Raw genomic sequence first — 15817 nt, 5'->3', positions numbered from 1 at the left:
ATGAAAAATCGAGCGACCGGCGTTGCGGCAGGAGGCAGGCTCGAGATCGAACGCATGGCAGAAGAGCAGGTGCTGCTCGATCTGATCGGCGCTCTGCTGGCTGAGAACGTCTGCGGGATGGCCGAGACGGCGGTGGAAGTCATGCTGGATGAGGAATTGTTTGTGCGCGTGGACTTGGAGGGGGAGCGGCGCTACTTGCTGCTGCCGGTGCGTCCGGGGTTCACGACGCGTTATATAGGCCGGTCGGCCGACGTGGTGGAGGTGCAGGCGGGGGAGTACGGCGCGGGTGTCAGTGCACGGCTGACTCCGCTGCAGCTGTTGCGCCGCGTGGGAGAGCTGGCCGAGGCAATGGGGGAACGCTTGCCGGGCTTGGAGGTGTTTGCACGGGATGTGGAGACCTCGTTGCTACATACGCGGCTGTCGCTGGAGGCCGTGCTGGAGCGGGGCGGGACGGATGTTGATCCGTTCGCTTCGTTCGCTGCGGCCGAGCGGTATGCGGCGTATCGCGACCGGCCGTTTCATCCGATCGCCCGGGTGAAGGGCGGATTTGAGGCGGAGGAGTACCGCAAGTACTGCGCCGAGTACGGCGGGGAAGTGGTGCTGCGCTGGTTGGCGGTGCGTAGAGATGTGGTGCTGGCGGGGGGGAAGGCAGGAAAGGCGGCTGCCAAGTTTACGCTTTCGGAAGTGGACGATTTGCGTCGATTGCATGCCGATGTGGCAAGTCCGGCAGAGCCTGCGGAACTCATTTTGTCTGCTGACGAGCGCGCGCAGCTCTGGACCGTTTTCGAGAAAGCGGGGTTATCTCGTGCCACATACATCGCGCTGCCCGTGCATCCGTGGCAGTTGGAGCGGGTGGTGCTCAAAGAATTTTTGCCTGAGCTGGGGGCGGGCGTGTTTGTGCCTTTGGAGTTTGCCGGCGGGGCGTTTACGGCGACTTCGTCTGTGCGGTCGCTGGTGCCGGTGGCAGACCGTCTGGATCATGTGAAGGTGCCGATCGGCATCACGTCGCTTGGGGCGATGCGCTTTTTGCCGGCGCTGTACATGCTGAACGGGGAGCGGGGGCAGCAGGTGCTGGCCGACGCGATCCGGACGGATGAGGTGCTGGAGCGCACGTTGCAGCTGTGTGACGAAGGGATCTGGTGGGCGTATTTTGTGCCGGGCAGCGATCTGTTTGAAGACCGTCCGCGGCACGTGTCGGCGCTGATCCGCCGCTTCCCGGCGGAGGAGCAGCTGCTTCCGATGTCTGCGCTCTGCGTGTACGGACTGCCGAACGCGGACGATCATCTGTTCAACGCCTGGCTGGCCCGGCGCGGCGAAATGGTGACGCCTGCTGCTGTCCGCAACCTGTTTGGCGAAGTTTGCGAGACGTTCTTGCACACCGCGCTGCGCCTGCTCCGTCTCGGCATGCTGCCGGAGTTGCACGGGCAAAATGTCGTGCTTGTGTTAAAAGACGACCGGGTGCAGGGCCTGCTGTTGCGCGACCATGACACGGTGCGCCTGCATCTGCCATGGCTGGAAGCGGCCGGGCTGCAAGACCCGGGCTACATCGTCAAGCCGAACCGACCGAATTCGCTCTACAACCAAACGCCGGAAGAGCTGGTCTACTACCTGCAGACGCTCTGCATCCAAGTCAACCTCTACGCCATTCTCGATGCGCTTGTCCGCACCTACGGCCTCGCCGAGGAAGAGCTCTGGCAGGAGCTGCGTGAAAAATTGGAGTCTGCGCTTTCCGACGTGCCGTTCACCGCGGCGCAGCGCACTGTGATCCACCGCCAGCTCTTCGAAACGGCGGAGTGGCCGACCAAGCTCCTGATCACGCCCTTGCTCCAGCAGGACGGCCCGGCCGGGGGAAGCATGCCTGCAGGCATCGGCCAGGCGGTCAATCCGTTCCGGCAACTGGTGGCTGCGCAATGAACAGCTGGCTCTGGAACTTCCGCGTGCTGTGGAGCGCGCACTTTTTCTCGGTCGCCTCGCTGACCGTGCTGGCGCCGCTGCTGCCGTTCTACCTGAACGAGATCGGCGCGGGCGACACCAAGCAGGTCTTGATCTGGAGCGGCCTCGCCCTCGCCGCGCCTGCGGTGTCGTACACGCTGACCGCCCCGCTCTGGGGCAAGCTCGGCGATCAATACGGCCGCAAGCTGATGGTCGTCCGCGCCTTGTTCGGTCTGGCGCTGACCCTGCTCTTGATGTCGATCGCGAGGAGCCCGTTTGAGTTCTTCCTCTACCGCTTGTTCCAAGGCGCGTTCGGCGGCGTCGTCGACGCAGGGGCCGCCTTCGCCGGATCGCAAGCGCCGGAAGATCAGCGCGGCCGCGTGTTTGGCAAACTGGAGAGCGCCGTCTCCGCCGGCTCGCTGATCGGCCCGTTGGCCGGCGGCCTGATGGTCAGTTTTTTCGGCTTCCGGCCGCTTTTGCAAGGACTGGGCGTGCTCGTCGCGCTGATGGCGGTCGCCGCGATCTTCCTGCTTCATGAAAAACGGACGCCGGCAGCGTCCGAAACGGAAGCGGTGCCGGAAGCGTCCGGCGTGTTCCGCACTTTGCAGTCCTTCCTGCGGTCGCGCCGCCTGACCGCGTTTCTCATCGGCGGACTGTGCGCCAACATCGCCGCCTACGGGCTGATCAACGTCTTCGCGCCGCATGTGCAGAACTTGACCGGAGGCGATCCGGACCGCGCGGCCGCCACGGTCGGGATGCTGCAGGCGGTGATGTGGGGTGCCGCTCTGTTTGGCGCGGCGTGGTGGGGACGGCGCAACGACCGATTCCCTGTCGAGCGCAATTTTGCCTGGGCGGCGCTGCTCTGCGGACTCGCCGTCATTCTGCAGGCGGTGCCGGAAACTGTGGGATGGCTGTTTGCCTTGCGTCTGCTGCAAGGGTTTGCTTTTTCTGCGCTCCTGCAGTCCGTGTCCTTCGAAATCTCGAAAAGCTCCACCGCCGCCAACCGCGGCGTCCGGATGGGCAGCGCCTCGTCGATCCTCGTCGCCGGACAGGTCGGCGGTGCGCTGCTTGGCTCGACGCTCGGCGGTTTTCTCAGCGCGCCGTACGTGTTCCTCGCGCTCGGCTCTGTGCTGATCTTGGGCGCCTTGGTGGTGAAATTCGCTGGCCACCTGCCGAAAGTGTCTTCGGTGCGCTACGGCGGCGGGGTCTTCAAACGATAAAAAATGGTTGAGGTGACGGTGATGAACACAAGCCTGTTAGCAAGCGCTTTGGAATCTGCACAATGGACAGAAGTGCGCAGACGAATATTCCGCCAGTTGATCGAATCGCTGATCTACGAAGGCATCGTGCATCCGGAGACGGAGCAGCACGCGGACGGGACGGAGACGTATCGCTTCCACGGCAGAGACGCGGCGGGCGACGACGTGACCTATGTTTGCACGGGACGCCGCGCCCTGTCGTTCGGGCGCATTCGCCTGACGCGCGACCCGGTGCTGCGCCAGGCGAACGGGGCGGAGCGCGAGGCGGACTCGCTGTCCGCCTTCCTGCTGGAGACGGCTGAACTGCTCGGTGCGGATGACGACAAGCTGTCCACGTTCCTCGAAGAGATCTCAGAGACGTGGCTGAAAGATGCGGCCGCGCAAGAGCACCGTTTTGCACAGCCCGCTCCGGTCAGCGCAGCGACCCCTTACGACGAGCTGGAAGCGGACGTGATGGAAGGCCACCCCTACCACCCGTGCTACAAATCGCGCATCGGCTTCGACCTGCAGGACCATCTCGACTTCGGGCCGGAGTTCAAGCCGGGTCTGAAGCTGATCTGGCTGGCGATCTTGCGCGCCGAAGCGAAGTGGTCGCATCTTTCGTCGTTCGAAGCGGAAGACTTCCTGCGCGAAGAGCTCGGCGACGAATACGACCGCTTCCAAGACATTCTGCGCGAAAAAGGGCTCGATCCGGCGCAGTACGTCTTCGTGCCGGTGCATCCGTGGCAGTGGCGGGAAGTGGTGGCGGGCGGCTTCCTCGACCAGTTCCGCAAGCAGAGCATCGTCCTGCTCGGCGAGGGGCGTGACGAGTACCGCCCGCAGATGTCGATTCGCACGTTGTCCAACGCTTCGGTGCCGGAGCGGGCGTATGTGAAATGCCCGCTGTCGATGACCAATACCTCCACGGGACGCATCTTGGCACAGCATACGATCCTGAACGCGGCGACGCTGTCCGAGTGGCTGGGCGAGCTGCATCGTGGGGATGCCTACTTGCGCGATGAGCTGCGCGTCGTGCTGCTCAAAGAAGTGATGGGCGTCTCCTACCACCACCAAGGCCTGCACCCGCTCTTGGAAGCAAAAGTGTACGGGGTGCTCGGCGCGATCTGGCGCGAAAGCCTGCACGGGCAGCTCGCGGCGGGCGAAGCGGCGGTGCCGTTTAACGCGCTGTGCCATCTGCGCACCGACGGGCAGCCTTTGATCGCTCCGTGGGTGGAGCGCCATGGCTTGGAAAGCTGGCTGCAGGCGGTGTTGCAGGTCGCGATCACACCGTTGATTCACCTGCTGTACGCGCACGGTGTGGCGATGGAGTCCCACGCGCAAAACATGATCCTGCTGCATGAAAACGGCCTGCCGACGCGCGTGGCGCTGAAAGATTTCCATGACGGGCTGCGCTACTCCCGCGCCCATCTGGCCGACCCGAACTGCCGCCCGCAGATCCAGTATCCGCCGGCGAACCATCCGCGGTTGAACCGCAACTCTTTTATCGAAAAAGAAGATCCGGCGGAGATCAAAGACTTTTTCCACGATGCGTTTTTCTTCATCAACATGGGCGAGCTGGCGTTGTTCCTGGAGGAGCAGTACGGGCTGTCCGAAACGCGCTTCTGGGAGCTGGCGGCCGGTGTGATCTATGCGTATCAGCGCAAGTTCCCGGAGCTGGCGGAGCGGTTTGCCACGTTTGATCTGTTCTCCGGCACGATCGAAGTCGAGCAGCTGACCAAGCGCCGGCTGTTCGCAGAAGGCGGCGTGCGCGTGCATGCGGTGCCGAACCCGCTCGCGCTGTTCCGTACAGGGGAGGGGCGATGATGAGCGTCCTGGAGCAGATCGCCGAATTGAAAAAAGACCTGGGCGGCAAGCCGCTCAAAGCATATTTTTACGACCTGACCGCACTGACCCGGCATGTGCAGCGCTTCGTGCAAGCGCTGCCGCCGCAGTGCCGGTATTTCTATGCGATCAAAGCCAACTCTGAGCATGCGATGCTGGAAGCGCTGGCTCCGCACGTGCATGGATTTGAAGTGGCTTCGATCGGGGAAGTTCACAGAGTCCGGGCGGTGAGCCTTGAGGCCCCGATTATCTTTGGCGGTCCGGGCAAAGCGGACGAAGAGCTGGAAGGGGCGATCGACCAGCGCGTGACGCTGCTCCATGTGGAGAGCCTGCATGAGCTGGCCCGTCTGGAAGAGATCGCCGGGCGCAAAGGCGCGGTGATGGACATCTTGCTCCGCGTGAATCTGCGCGGTCCGCTGCCGAGCGGCACGTTGCAGATGGCTGGGGTGCCGACGCAGTTTGGCATCGATGAACAGGTGATCGGCGCGGCGATCCGGCAGGCGCTGCGCTGTGCGCATGTTCGTTTGCAAGGCTTCCATTTCCATTCGCTCTCCAACAACCTCGATGTCGAGCAGCACTTGAAGATGGTCGGGCACTATGCCAGAAAAGCCCGCAGCTGGGCGGATGAATACGGGTTCGAACTCCGCTACATCAACGCAGGCGGCGGTGTCGGCGTCAACTATGCGGACCTTGCCGCCCAGTTCGATTTTGAAACGTTCGCCGCCGCGCTCCCTGACCAGCTCCAAGCGGCAGGCGAGGGTGTGACTGTGCTGTTCGAGTGCGGGCGATATGCGGTCGCCTCCTGTGGCTATTACGCCACAGAAGTCCTGGAGATCCGCCACAACCACGGCCAGTGGTATGCGGTCGTCGAAGGCGGCCTGCACCATTTCCTGCTCCCCGGCGCCTGGAAGCATACGCACCCGATGACCGTCGTCCCGGTCGAAAGATGGCCGTACCCGTTCGAGCGTCCTGAGGTGCAGCATCAAGCGGTGACCGTGGCCGGAAAAATGCACATGCCAAAAGACATTCTGGCGCATCAGGTACAGATCGAACGGCTACGTGCGGGCGATCTCCTCTTGTTTCCGTACGCCGGGGCGTATGGCTGGGCGATTTCGGCGCACGATTTCAGCGATTTGGAATATCCCGAGTTGATCTACTATACGTAAAAAAAGCCTTGGCTTCCGAAGAAGCCAAGGCTTGCTCTGTTCTGTTAGGCATGATAGGCGGTCAGCAGCTCCGCACGCTCTGCGCTGCACACCAGCGGGCAGGTCGTGCAGGACTTGTTGCCGGGGAATTGGTTCCACAGGCAGCAGGAGTTGCGCACGCGGATCTTGCGGGCGGGGGTGATCTCTTCGAACCACTCCTCGCGGAACGTTTCTGCCAGCGGCGGCGCGGTAAAGCCGACCGAGTTGAACACCAGTTCTTTATCTGCCGCTGCGCCATGCTTGTAAATCGCGTGCTCGCACAGCTCGCCGTACAGATAGCCGACGAAGTTCCCGACATTGCCCCACATCACCTTCGGGGACAGGTTGAACTCCGAGGCGATCTGGTAGATCAACGGTCCCAGCGTGTTGTCGAACACCGCCTTCAGCACATGCTGCACCGCCGCCAAGTCGTCATGCACATGACCGCCGAGGTTCTGCACATCTTGCGGCAGACGGTTCACCAGTAGCAACTGCTGTTTGCCGCCCAAGATGACGCTCGCAGGCATGTTGTCGACCAGCACGATCTCCGTCGTATCCGCATCGACGATCAATCCCAAGCCCACCGTCGAGAGCGGTGTCAGCACCGACGCGAGCAACACGCTGGCCAGACGCTTCTGGAACAGGGAAGCGGCGGCGACCAGGTTGTCAGATTGCATCTGTTGCGCGACCTTGTGCATCAGCTCGTGCAACAGTGCCGGATCTCTCAGCAGCCGCCCGATCGCGACGCCTTCCGCCCGGTCTGCTTCTTCTGCAAATTGGAACGGCAGGCGCATCCCTTCCTCGCGCAAACGCTCCAAGACTTTCAATTGCTGGTGTAACTCGTTCATGCTCTATCCTAACTCCTTTCAAGGAAAAGAGGTTTCGGTATTTCTCATTACACCCAGCATAGTTGATAATGATTCTCGTTGTCAAGGTTTCAGCAAAAAAGCAGTCGCCGATTTTTCCAGGGCGCCTGCTTTTTTGCTTACGTGTAGAGTCCGTTCTTCAACAGACTCGCATATTCATCCAGTTCCAAGCCAATTTTATCGGCGTCGAGATGCAGCCTGCCGTCGGCATCCGTATTCTCCGCCACGTATTTGTTCCCGTAGTGCTCAGTCGTGCACATAATGATCTCCAGCGCTTTCTGCACATCCACGCCCGGGCGAAACAGCGTATGGTCGAGTCCGGCAAAAAATTTGCCGAGAAAATGGCCTTTCAATTCGGCGGTCAACTGCGCGTATTCGGCCATCAGCTCCGGATCGGTCTCCCGGGCCAGCTTCAAGAGCAGGTCGTACTCTTGCGGATAATGCTTCATCTGATGGATCTTCATCACCGTCAACTGCTTGATTCGCTCGAACACATCGGAGGACGTGGTCGGCAATACATCTTCATACTCCTGCCCGAGCACTTTCATGCAGTGGCGGAGCAGGTACGCATACAAGCCCTTTTTATTGCGAAAATAATGGAACAGGAGCCCCTTGGAGATCTCCGCCTTCTCCACGATGCGGTTGGTCGAGGCGGACGCATAGCCCTGCTCGGCAAACTCATCGAGGGCGGCGGACAGCACTTTCTGCCGTTTCTCTTCGGGGAGATTGTCAAACACCGTACTCAACCTCTCACCTCTAGTCGCGTTGCATTTTCAAGCTCTCCGCCATCGAGACGGACAGCACTTTCTTCTTGGATAACAGCTTCGACATCTCGTAGGTGCCGTAGATGATCACAAAGCCGAACAGCAGATGCAGCGGGTCGATCTGGATCGGGATCGCCATGTCGATGCCTTGCAGCGAGGAGTTCAACAGCGACTGCAGCGAGCTGATCGTCGCGGGAATGCCCAGCAGGTAACCGAGCACCACCGGCAGCTGCCCGGCGTTCAGCACCAGCCCGTTGATCTCTTTTGGCGTGTACCCGAGCACTTTCAGCATCGAGATGTTGCTTTTGTTCTCTTCGATGATCAGCGAGGTGATCACATAGATCACGATCAGGGCGATCACAAACGCAAACGTGCCGGTCAGCAGCAGCGTGTACCGCATCGGCTCCAAGGCCGAATCGAGCGCGCGCTGCACATCGGCGCGGTTCTCCACGCGCAGCACTTGTGACGGTGCGGCCTGCAGCGGCTGCAGCGAATACACCCCGAGATAGCTCGTCGCCGGCAGTTTCAGCAGCTCGTTTAGCGCCGCCAGCGGCAGATAGACCGCATTGCCGGTGTACACTTCGGCGACCGCATCGATCTGCAGTTCGTACGTCTGCTCCTCTTTCAGCAGATTGCGCACCGTAAGCGTATCGCCTATCCCGAGCCCGGTCGACTCGGCCAGCGCGCGGGTGATCACCGTCTTGCCGGCCAGGGCGATCTCCCTGCCGTCCGCATCTTTCAGCGACAGCAGCTGTCCGTCAGGCTGCACCCCGTACAGCGAGAATTTCACATCCGCATCCCCGGTCAGCGCCACAGGCAGCACGTTATAGACTTCGCCGCCGTACCTGTTTTCCGTCTGCAGCTTGTTGAACATCGTGTTGTACTGATAGGTAAAAGTATCTCCAAAACTGTCTTCTACGATCGAGTTGATCGAGCTGTGCGCCGCGAAGCCGAACAGCAGGAACACGGAAGCCATCATCACGCCAACCAGCATCAACAGCGATTTCGGCGTGTTGCGCATCAGTTCGCGCACTTTAAACTTCGCCGTGAAGCTCAGCTGCGAAAGGTTGACGGCGCGCATCAGGCGGCCCGCTTTGACCGTCTTCATGTGGCCGCGCATCAGCACGACCGGCTTCAGGCGCAGCGCGCGCCAGACGACGATCGCCGTCGCCGGCAGCAGAAACAGGAGCGGAAGGAAGACTGAGAGCACCAGATCTTGCAGATTCCAGTCTGTCTTCAGCATCGGCACGTTGAAGTACAGCCCGACATAGTCGAGGAGCGGCGGCAGAACCAAGAGACCGAGCAGCGTCCCCGTCACGCCGCCGCAGAGTCCGATCAGCAGGGGAAAGCACAGGTAGTGGCGCAGAATCTCGCCTTTTTTGTACCCCAGCGCATACAAGGTGCCGATCTGTGTAAACTCCATCTTCACCAGCCGCCACATCGCCGTCGCCAGGAGCAGGCAGGTCAGGAACAGCATCGCCGTCGGCACCTTGGCAGCGAGATCGGCCGTCTGCCGAATCTTGCTGTCGGCCAGCTGATAGCGCGGGTTCTCGGTGATCGGCTTCCAGAGCAAGAGCTTGTGGTGCTGCTCCAGGTACGCTTTCAGCTCGGGAGAATTCCCTTTGATGTTGTAGTAGAGAGTGCCCGTGCCAAGCTCCTGCATCTTCTCCTTCGTGATCACCGCCACGCCAAACGACTGCGGGTCCATCATGATGTCCGATTCGCTCTTCAAGGCATAGATATAGTCGGGCACCGCCATCAGCCCGCGCACCGTATACGTATCTCCGCCGAGCGTGATCACCGATCCGACCTGCACGCCCTGCGCCTGTGCAAACGAGGGGGAGAGCAGGATGTCGTCGTTCGCTTGCAGCGGCGACCCTGCGACCAGTGCGGGGACGTTCACTTTCTCGCTGGCATCGAACAGGCGCAAGGTCACCTCCGGCTTCCATTCCACATCGAGCTCATAGCGCGGCTCGATCTGCACGCCGAACGCTTTTTCCACGTCTGGGACGTTGGCAATCGGCAGTTGCACGACCGTCTTTACATCTTCCAGCTTGTAGTCCCGGACGAACCGCTCCGCATTGTCCTGCAGGTTGGCCGCCATCACCGACAGCAGGGTGAACAGCAGGCAGGAAAGCACGACCAGCACCATCGCGGAAACGTATTGCGCCTTGTTTTGCCTGATGATGCGCCAGATCCGTTTGTTGAGCACCATCACCATTCCACCTGTTCGGCCGGGAGTTTGTGCGGGTTGGCGACGTCTTCCACGATCTCGCCGCTGCGCAGGCGCAGGATGCGGTCGGACATCGCCTGCAAGGCCGGGTTGTGCGTGATGATCAGGATGGTGGTGTTGTACGTTTGGTTGATGTTCTCCAGCAGTTTCAAGATCTCTTTCGACGTCGCAAAATCGAGCGCGCCGGTCGGCTCGTCGCAGAGCAGCAGACCGGGGTTCTTGGCGACGGCGCGGGCGATCGAGACGCGCTGCTGCTCGCCGCCGGACAGCTCGGAAGGGAACTTATTGCGCTTGTCGTACATGCCGACCGCGCGCAGCACTTCGTCGACCGGCAGAGGAGCTTTCGCGATGTGGGTCGTCGCTTCGATGTTCTCCTGCACGGTCAGGTTGGCGATCAAATTATAAAATTGAAAGACGAATCCGATCTTCTCGCGGCGGTACATCGTCAGCTGTGCATCGCTGTGCGCCGAGATCTTCTGCCCGTCGACGAACAACTGCCCGCCGTCGGGGCGTTCGATCCCGCCGATGACGTTGAGCAGGGTGGATTTGCCGGAGCCGGACGGTCCGAGGATCGTCACGATCTCGCCTTGGTCCACGGCCAAGTTCACGCCTTGCAGCGCATAGAAGACAGACTCGCCCATCGGATATTTCTTGCTGAGGCCATGTGCGTTGATCAGCATGAATCATCGCTCCTCTCAGATTGACCACGTGGTCATTGACCATATGGTCAAAGCATACTGCCGGCCTGATCTCCTGTCAAGATCGAAGAAGGCATATCCAAATTTAGGCTCCTTCGTTTATAATAAGATTAAAAATTGAAGGAGTCATAAGCATGCTTGAGATCAGAAAGTTAGGCCTCGAAGACACCGCATCTTTTGCCAAGCTGTACCGCAACGCCTACCCGGGTTTTGGCGGGACAGAAGAGCAGGCTGTGGCGACGATGAACCGGATGTTCAGCTTCCCGGAGCGCGCCTTTTACGGCGTCTACCGCGATGACAAGATGGTGGGCGGGATGTGCCTGCTCCAATTTGAGATGAACCTGCGCGGCCAGGGCATGGTGCCGACCGGCGGCGTTGCTCTGGTGGCGGTGGATCTGCTCTACAAAAAAGAAAAGATCGCCAAAGAGATCATGACCTTCTCGCTGCACCATTTCCGCGAGCAGGGGATCGGCTTTGTGACGCTGTTCCCGTTCCGCATGTCCTTCTATAAGCAGATGGGCTTTGGCTCCGGTGTCGAGCAGCGCCGCTTCAGCATGGAGGCGGCGTCGATCCCGAACTTCGGCAGCAAGGCGAACCTCGAGATCCTCTCGGCCGATCACCTCGAAGATGTCATCGCCTGCTACAACCGCTACGCTTTGACCCGCAACGGGCTGACCCCGCTGGCTAAGCACCACCTCGAAGGCTTTTTCAAGGCGGACACCGCTCGCGTGATCGGCTTCCGCAAAGACGGTGAGCTGAAAGGGTACATGCTGATGCGCTTCATCAAAGACCACATGCTGGTCAATCAGCTGTACATCCCGCACATCGTCTATGAGACGGGCGAAGCGCTGCAGGAGATGCTGACCTTCCTGCACACCCAAGGCGACCAGTTCCACAAGGTCAACATCGCCACGCAGGACGAAAGCATCCATTATATGCTCAGCACCACGTCGACCAATATGCACGACGTGTTCGATTCGATCTTCCTTGAGACCAGCGTCACCGGCTGCGGCATGATGGTGCGCGTCGTCGATTTGCCAAAGCTGTTCACCGACCTGCAGGGTCACAACTTCAACGGCGAGACGCTGAAGCTGAAGCTGACCTTGGAAGACAATTTCCTCCCGGACAATACGGCCGCCTGCGTGATCGACTTCCGCGAAGGGCGCCCGCAGGTGATCAAAGGTGGCGACAGTTCTGCCGATGTCGAGTTGACGCTGGAAGTCTCCAACTTCTCCAGCCTGCTCGCCGGCACCACCACGTTCGACCGCCTGCACAAGCTTGGCCTGACCAAGCTGTCCGACGAGGCGCAAGTGGAGACGCTGACCCGCCTGTTCCGCACCAGTGAGCGGTTGATGTGCATGTTTGCGTTTTAATACCAGCAACGGGAAAGGGCCTGCGAATCACTTCGCAAGCCCTTTTTTGCTCAATCTGGCAGCGCAAGCTGCAAACGATCAAAAGCGAAGCACAAATTTCTGTGCTGCGCTTCTTTTGGCTAGAGCGTTTTCATAAACTTGCCTAACCGCTCCATCGCTTCCTGCAGCTGTTCCATCGAGGAGGCGTAAGAGATGCGGATAAATCCTTCGCCGAGCGGTGAAAACGCTTCGCCCGGCACGACGGCGACGCGCGCTTGTTCGAGCAGGCGTGTGGCGAAGTCGAAGGAGGACAGGCCGAATTTTTTGATCGACGGGAAGATGTAGAACGCCCCGCCCGGCACGACCACATCGAAGCCCATCTCCGCGAGGCGCGCGCAGACAAAATCGCGGCGCTTGCGGTATTCTTCGCGCATCGGCGCGGCGTCGTCGAGGCCGTGGGTCAGCGCTTCCATGGCGGCGTGCTGAGAGACCGACGAGGCGCAGGCGGCGTTGTACTGGTGGACTTTGACCATCTGCCGGGTGATGTACTCCGGCGCGAAGGTGAAGCCGATCCGCCAGCCGGTCATCGAATGCGACTTGGACAGGCCGTTGATGACGATCGTTTTCTCACGCATCTGCGGGAGCGAAGCGATCGAGGCGTGTTCGCTTTCATAGAGCAGTTCGCTGTAGATCTCGTCGGAGATGACAAACACGTCGCGGCCGTGGAGCGCATCGGCGATCTCCTGCAGGCTGGCCGCGTCCTGCACCACGCCGGTCGGGTTGGAGGGGCTGGGCAGGATCAGGCAGCGCGTCCGGTCGGTCAGCGCCTGGCGCACCATGTCGCCGGTGACGCGGAAGCCGGTCTCTGTCGTGTCGAGATAGACCGGTTGGGCACCGCACAGCGTGATCAGCGGTTCATAACCGGGGTAGATCGGGCCTGGGAGCAGCACTTCCGAGCCTTCCGCCAAGATCGTGCGCAAGGCGATGTCGAGCGCTTCCGAAGCGCCGTTGGTGACGATGATCTCCGTGTCCGGCGAGTAGGACAGGCCGTATTTTGTATGCAAAAACGCGCTGGCCGCCTGGCGCAGCGCGGGCAGCCCGGCGTTGGGCGTATAGGAGGTATGGTTGTTGGCGATGGCGGTCTGGCCCGCTGTCTTGATGTGCTCGGGGGTCGGGAAGTCGGGCTGGCCGAGGGTCAGCGAGATCGCGTCTGTGTATTCGGCGGCGATCATGGCGAATTTGCGAATCCCCGACATCTGAATGTCCCGTACGCGCGGGTTGAGCAGGTGTTCCATCATCGATCATTCCTTTTTGGCAGAAGTTTTCTCATTATCTTACCACCATTCCTTTATATACGGCTAACATTTGCTCGCTAAGATGATAGGATGAAAGGAGAAGCGACAGGAGGGGAGAAGCTGCGATGAAATGGATGACGGTGTGGGTGCGAAGCGGAGATCGGGCAACGTTTTTCTGGGTCAACGGGTGGCGAAACGGGGTAGCCGGCCGGGTGATGCCGCTGGTGACGCATTTGGGCGGAGCGGTCTGGTCGGTGGGGCTGTCGCTTGCGCTGCTGCTCAGCGGCGAGGGGCTGTGGCGGGAGACGGGCGTGCATCTGGCGCTGAGCTTGCTTTGCAGCCACGCGGTGGTGGCGGTCTGCAAAAAGGTCTTGCCGCGCCCGCGGCCGTATCGGGTGTTGGAAAATGTGCGGACCGGGCGGCATCTGCTGCAGGACGCTTCGTTCCCGTCCGGCCACTCCACAGCGGCGTTTTGCACGGCGGCAGTGCTGTCAGGGGCACTGCCCGCGTTTGCCGGCGTGTGGTATGGACTGGCCGCACTGGTGGCGTTGTCGCGGGTGTATCTCGGGCTGCATTATCCGTCCGACATCTTGACGGGTGCCGGGCTGGGCCTGGTGGCCGCCTGGTTGCTCGGAGCGTAGAAGGAGGCGGCGGAGGCGCTCACATTTGCTTGCGGTATTCGGCGGCCGTCCGCCCATAGCGCTTTTTGAACGCTTGCTCGAAGGCGCTCAGACTGCCGAACCCGGCGGCGAAGGCGATACTTGTGATGTCGTCCCGGGTCTGGCGCAGCAGCCGTTCCGCGCGGTCGAGGCGGGCCTGACGGATGTAGCGGCTCGGAGTCTGGCCGAGCAGCTCGCGAAACAGGCGGGCGAAGTGGTATTTGCTCAGGCCCGATGCGAGGCTCAAGCGGTCGAGCGTCAAGTCGCCCGCCAGGTCGTCATGGATCAGCGTGACCGCGCGCAGCAGGGCCGGGTGATCGAGCGGCGGGGTCTGCCGCTGCCAGAGTGCAGTGTGCGAGCCGGGCTGGGCTGTGAGCAGAAGCGCGGCCAGCTCCGCCTCGAACTCCACCGCGTCCGGTGCGGTCAGGGCGCTGCGCAGCTGGTGCTCGACCAGCCGCCGCAAGCGGTCTTGCGCCGCATCGCCCCACGGGGCAAATTCGATCGGCGGGCACGGCTTTTGCAGATGCGCTTCGGCCGCCTGCTGCACGAGCTCTTGTTGCAAGGTGATCAGCAACAGGCGTGCCGGGCTGTCGTCCGTCCGGTGCTGATGCAAATCTCCCGGCGAGACGACCAGCCGCTGACCGGCGTCGAGGTCCCGCGCCTTGCTGTTGTGGAGCAGGGAGGCGGTGCCTTTGATCGGGATCGAGATCTGATACGCCGCTTCATGCGCGTGCAGTTCATCCGCCGTCTGCGGGGCGAGCTGGAACATCACGATTTTGCTTTGGCCAAACACCATCCGCAGGTGCATGTTGTCACATCCGTTTCCTGTCTTGGTGACAGTAGTATACTACAAGCTGATTGGAAAGGGTTTCCTGATGCATCAAGATCGATATGAAGACCCTCCGGCCTGTGCAAAGAGAAAAGGGATTGGCTCCACTGCGGAGCCAATCCCTTTTCTGCGTGGAACGAATTAGTAGAGCGGAGTGAGCAGGATGAACAGCACGAAGATGATCAAGAAAACGACCGCCCAACGGGTGAATGGACCGAAACAGCCGTACATAGCAACGTCACCCCCTTCGGGTTTCCTTGTTACATACGATGCGTACGGGGGATTGGAAGAAACGGACAAGTATCTACCGCGCACAATATTTGGGCGATCTGTGCTACAATGATTGGAAATTTGCTACGATCGAGAGGGTGAACGAGATGTTGAAAGTAGAACTGTTTGCAGGCGCGGAACTGCGACTGCTGGAAGAGCATCACGCTGAGGAAGTCTATCGCCTGATCGACAGCAACCGCGAGCATCTGCGCGAATGGCTGCCTTTTGTGGACATGAACAAGTCGCCGGCCGATTCGCTGGCGTTTATCAAGATGGCCCGCGAACAGCTGGCGAAAAACGGCGGCACGCACTACGGCATTTTTTACAAAGGGCAGTTCGCCGGCGTGATCGGGAACCACATGATCAACTGGAGCAACCGCTGGACTTCGCTCGGCTACTGGCTGGGCAAAGAGTTCACCGGTCTCGGTCTGATGACGGCTGCGACTCAAGCGCTGGTCGAACAGGCGTTTTCCGAGTACAAGCTGAACCGCGTGGAAATCCGCGTCGCCACCGGCAACCTGCGAAGCCAAGGCGTGCCGGAGCGGCTCGGGTTTGTCAAAGAAGGCGTGCTGCGCCAGCACGAGTGGATGTATGACCGCTGGCTGGATCACATCGTGTACTCGATGCTCGCCTCCGAGTGGGATGGGCGGTAAGC

The 15817-nt window shown here is 60.8% G+C and carries 13 protein-coding genes; 7 read left to right on the top strand and 6 right to left on the bottom strand.

The annotated features are described in order from the left end of the window. From EV586_RS10190 to EV586_RS10175, 4 genes are read left to right on the top strand one after another with little or no spacing between them, the layout of a single operon-like run. Entirely contained in the window at positions 1-1914 is a 1914-nt protein-coding gene (locus tag EV586_RS10190) for an IucA/IucC family protein (RefSeq protein WP_165898514.1), read from the top strand. Next, positions 1911-3152 (top strand): MFS transporter, encoded by a 1242-nt coding sequence (locus tag EV586_RS10185; RefSeq protein WP_132944986.1) that lies wholly within the window; start codon positions 1911-1913, stop codon positions 3150-3152. The genes EV586_RS10190 and EV586_RS10185 overlap by 4 nt, the downstream gene beginning before the upstream one ends. A 21-nt stretch (positions 3153-3173) precedes the next feature. Next, positions 3174-4994 (top strand): IucA/IucC family protein, encoded by a 1821-nt coding sequence (locus tag EV586_RS10180; RefSeq protein ID WP_243653005.1) that lies wholly within the window; start codon positions 3174-3176, stop codon positions 4992-4994. After that, on the top strand, positions 4994-6178 hold the full coding sequence (locus tag EV586_RS10175) for a type III PLP-dependent enzyme (protein WP_243653004.1): 1185 nt from the start codon (positions 4994-4996) through the stop codon (positions 6176-6178). Before EV586_RS10180 ends, EV586_RS10175 begins: the two co-directional genes overlap by 1 nt. A 44-nt stretch (positions 6179-6222) precedes the next feature. Here the strand turns inward: EV586_RS10175 and EV586_RS10170 are convergent, their stop codons facing one another. The 4 genes from EV586_RS10170 to EV586_RS10155 all read right to left on the bottom strand — a co-directional run bounded on the left by EV586_RS10170 (position 6223) and on the right by EV586_RS10155 (position 10739). Continuing rightward, positions 6223-7044, bottom strand: coding sequence for an IucA/IucC family C-terminal-domain containing protein (locus EV586_RS10170; RefSeq protein ID WP_132944983.1), 822 nt, complete (start codon positions 7042-7044; stop codon positions 6223-6225). Between the two features lie 137 nt (positions 7045-7181). Continuing rightward, entirely contained in the window at positions 7182-7799 is a 618-nt protein-coding gene (locus EV586_RS10165) for a TetR/AcrR family transcriptional regulator (RefSeq protein ID WP_165898513.1), read from the bottom strand. Between the two features lie 19 nt (positions 7800-7818). Continuing rightward, positions 7819-10041, bottom strand: a complete 2223-nt coding sequence (locus EV586_RS10160) for an ABC transporter permease (RefSeq protein ID WP_165898512.1) — start codon at positions 10039-10041, stop codon at positions 7819-7821. Continuing rightward, positions 10041-10739, bottom strand: coding sequence for an ABC transporter ATP-binding protein (locus EV586_RS10155; RefSeq protein WP_132944980.1), 699 nt, complete (start codon positions 10737-10739; stop codon positions 10041-10043). The genes EV586_RS10160 and EV586_RS10155 overlap by 1 nt, the downstream gene beginning before the upstream one ends. A 152-nt stretch (positions 10740-10891) precedes the next feature. Between EV586_RS10155 and EV586_RS10150 the strand changes: the two genes are divergently transcribed. After that, entirely contained in the window at positions 10892-12130 is a 1239-nt protein-coding gene (locus EV586_RS10150; RefSeq protein ID WP_132944979.1) for a GNAT family N-acetyltransferase, read from the top strand. A gap of 119 nt (positions 12131-12249) precedes the next feature. On the opposite strand, the gene EV586_RS10145 is transcribed toward EV586_RS10150, so the two are convergent. Beyond that, complete coding sequence (locus EV586_RS10145) at positions 12250-13404, bottom strand: aminotransferase A (RefSeq protein WP_132945289.1); 1155 nt, start codon at positions 13402-13404, stop codon at positions 12250-12252. Between the two features lie 125 nt (positions 13405-13529). On the opposite strand from EV586_RS10145, the gene EV586_RS10140 reads away from it, so the two are divergent. Further along, positions 13530-14045 (top strand): phosphatase PAP2 family protein, encoded by a 516-nt coding sequence (locus tag EV586_RS10140; RefSeq protein ID WP_132944978.1) that lies wholly within the window; start codon positions 13530-13532, stop codon positions 14043-14045. 19 nt (positions 14046-14064) lie between these two features. Here EV586_RS10140 and EV586_RS10135 read toward each other — a convergent pair whose 3' ends face one another. Continuing rightward, entirely contained in the window at positions 14065-14871 is an 807-nt protein-coding gene (locus EV586_RS10135) for an AraC family transcriptional regulator (protein ID WP_132944977.1), read from the bottom strand. Between the two features lie 398 nt (positions 14872-15269). Here EV586_RS10135 and EV586_RS10130 point away from each other — a divergent pair, with 398 nt between their 5' ends. Beyond that, positions 15270-15815: a GNAT family N-acetyltransferase gene (locus tag EV586_RS10130; RefSeq protein WP_132944976.1), complete on the top strand. Its 546-nt coding sequence runs from the start codon at positions 15270-15272 to the stop codon at positions 15813-15815. Positions 15816-15817 lie beyond the last annotated feature (2 nt).

It is taken from the genome of Tumebacillus sp. BK434, from assembly GCF_004340785.1.
Classification (GTDB): Bacteria; Bacillota; Bacilli; order Tumebacillales; family Tumebacillaceae; genus Tumebacillus_A.
This window is presented reverse-complemented; position numbering and strand designations above follow the sequence as displayed.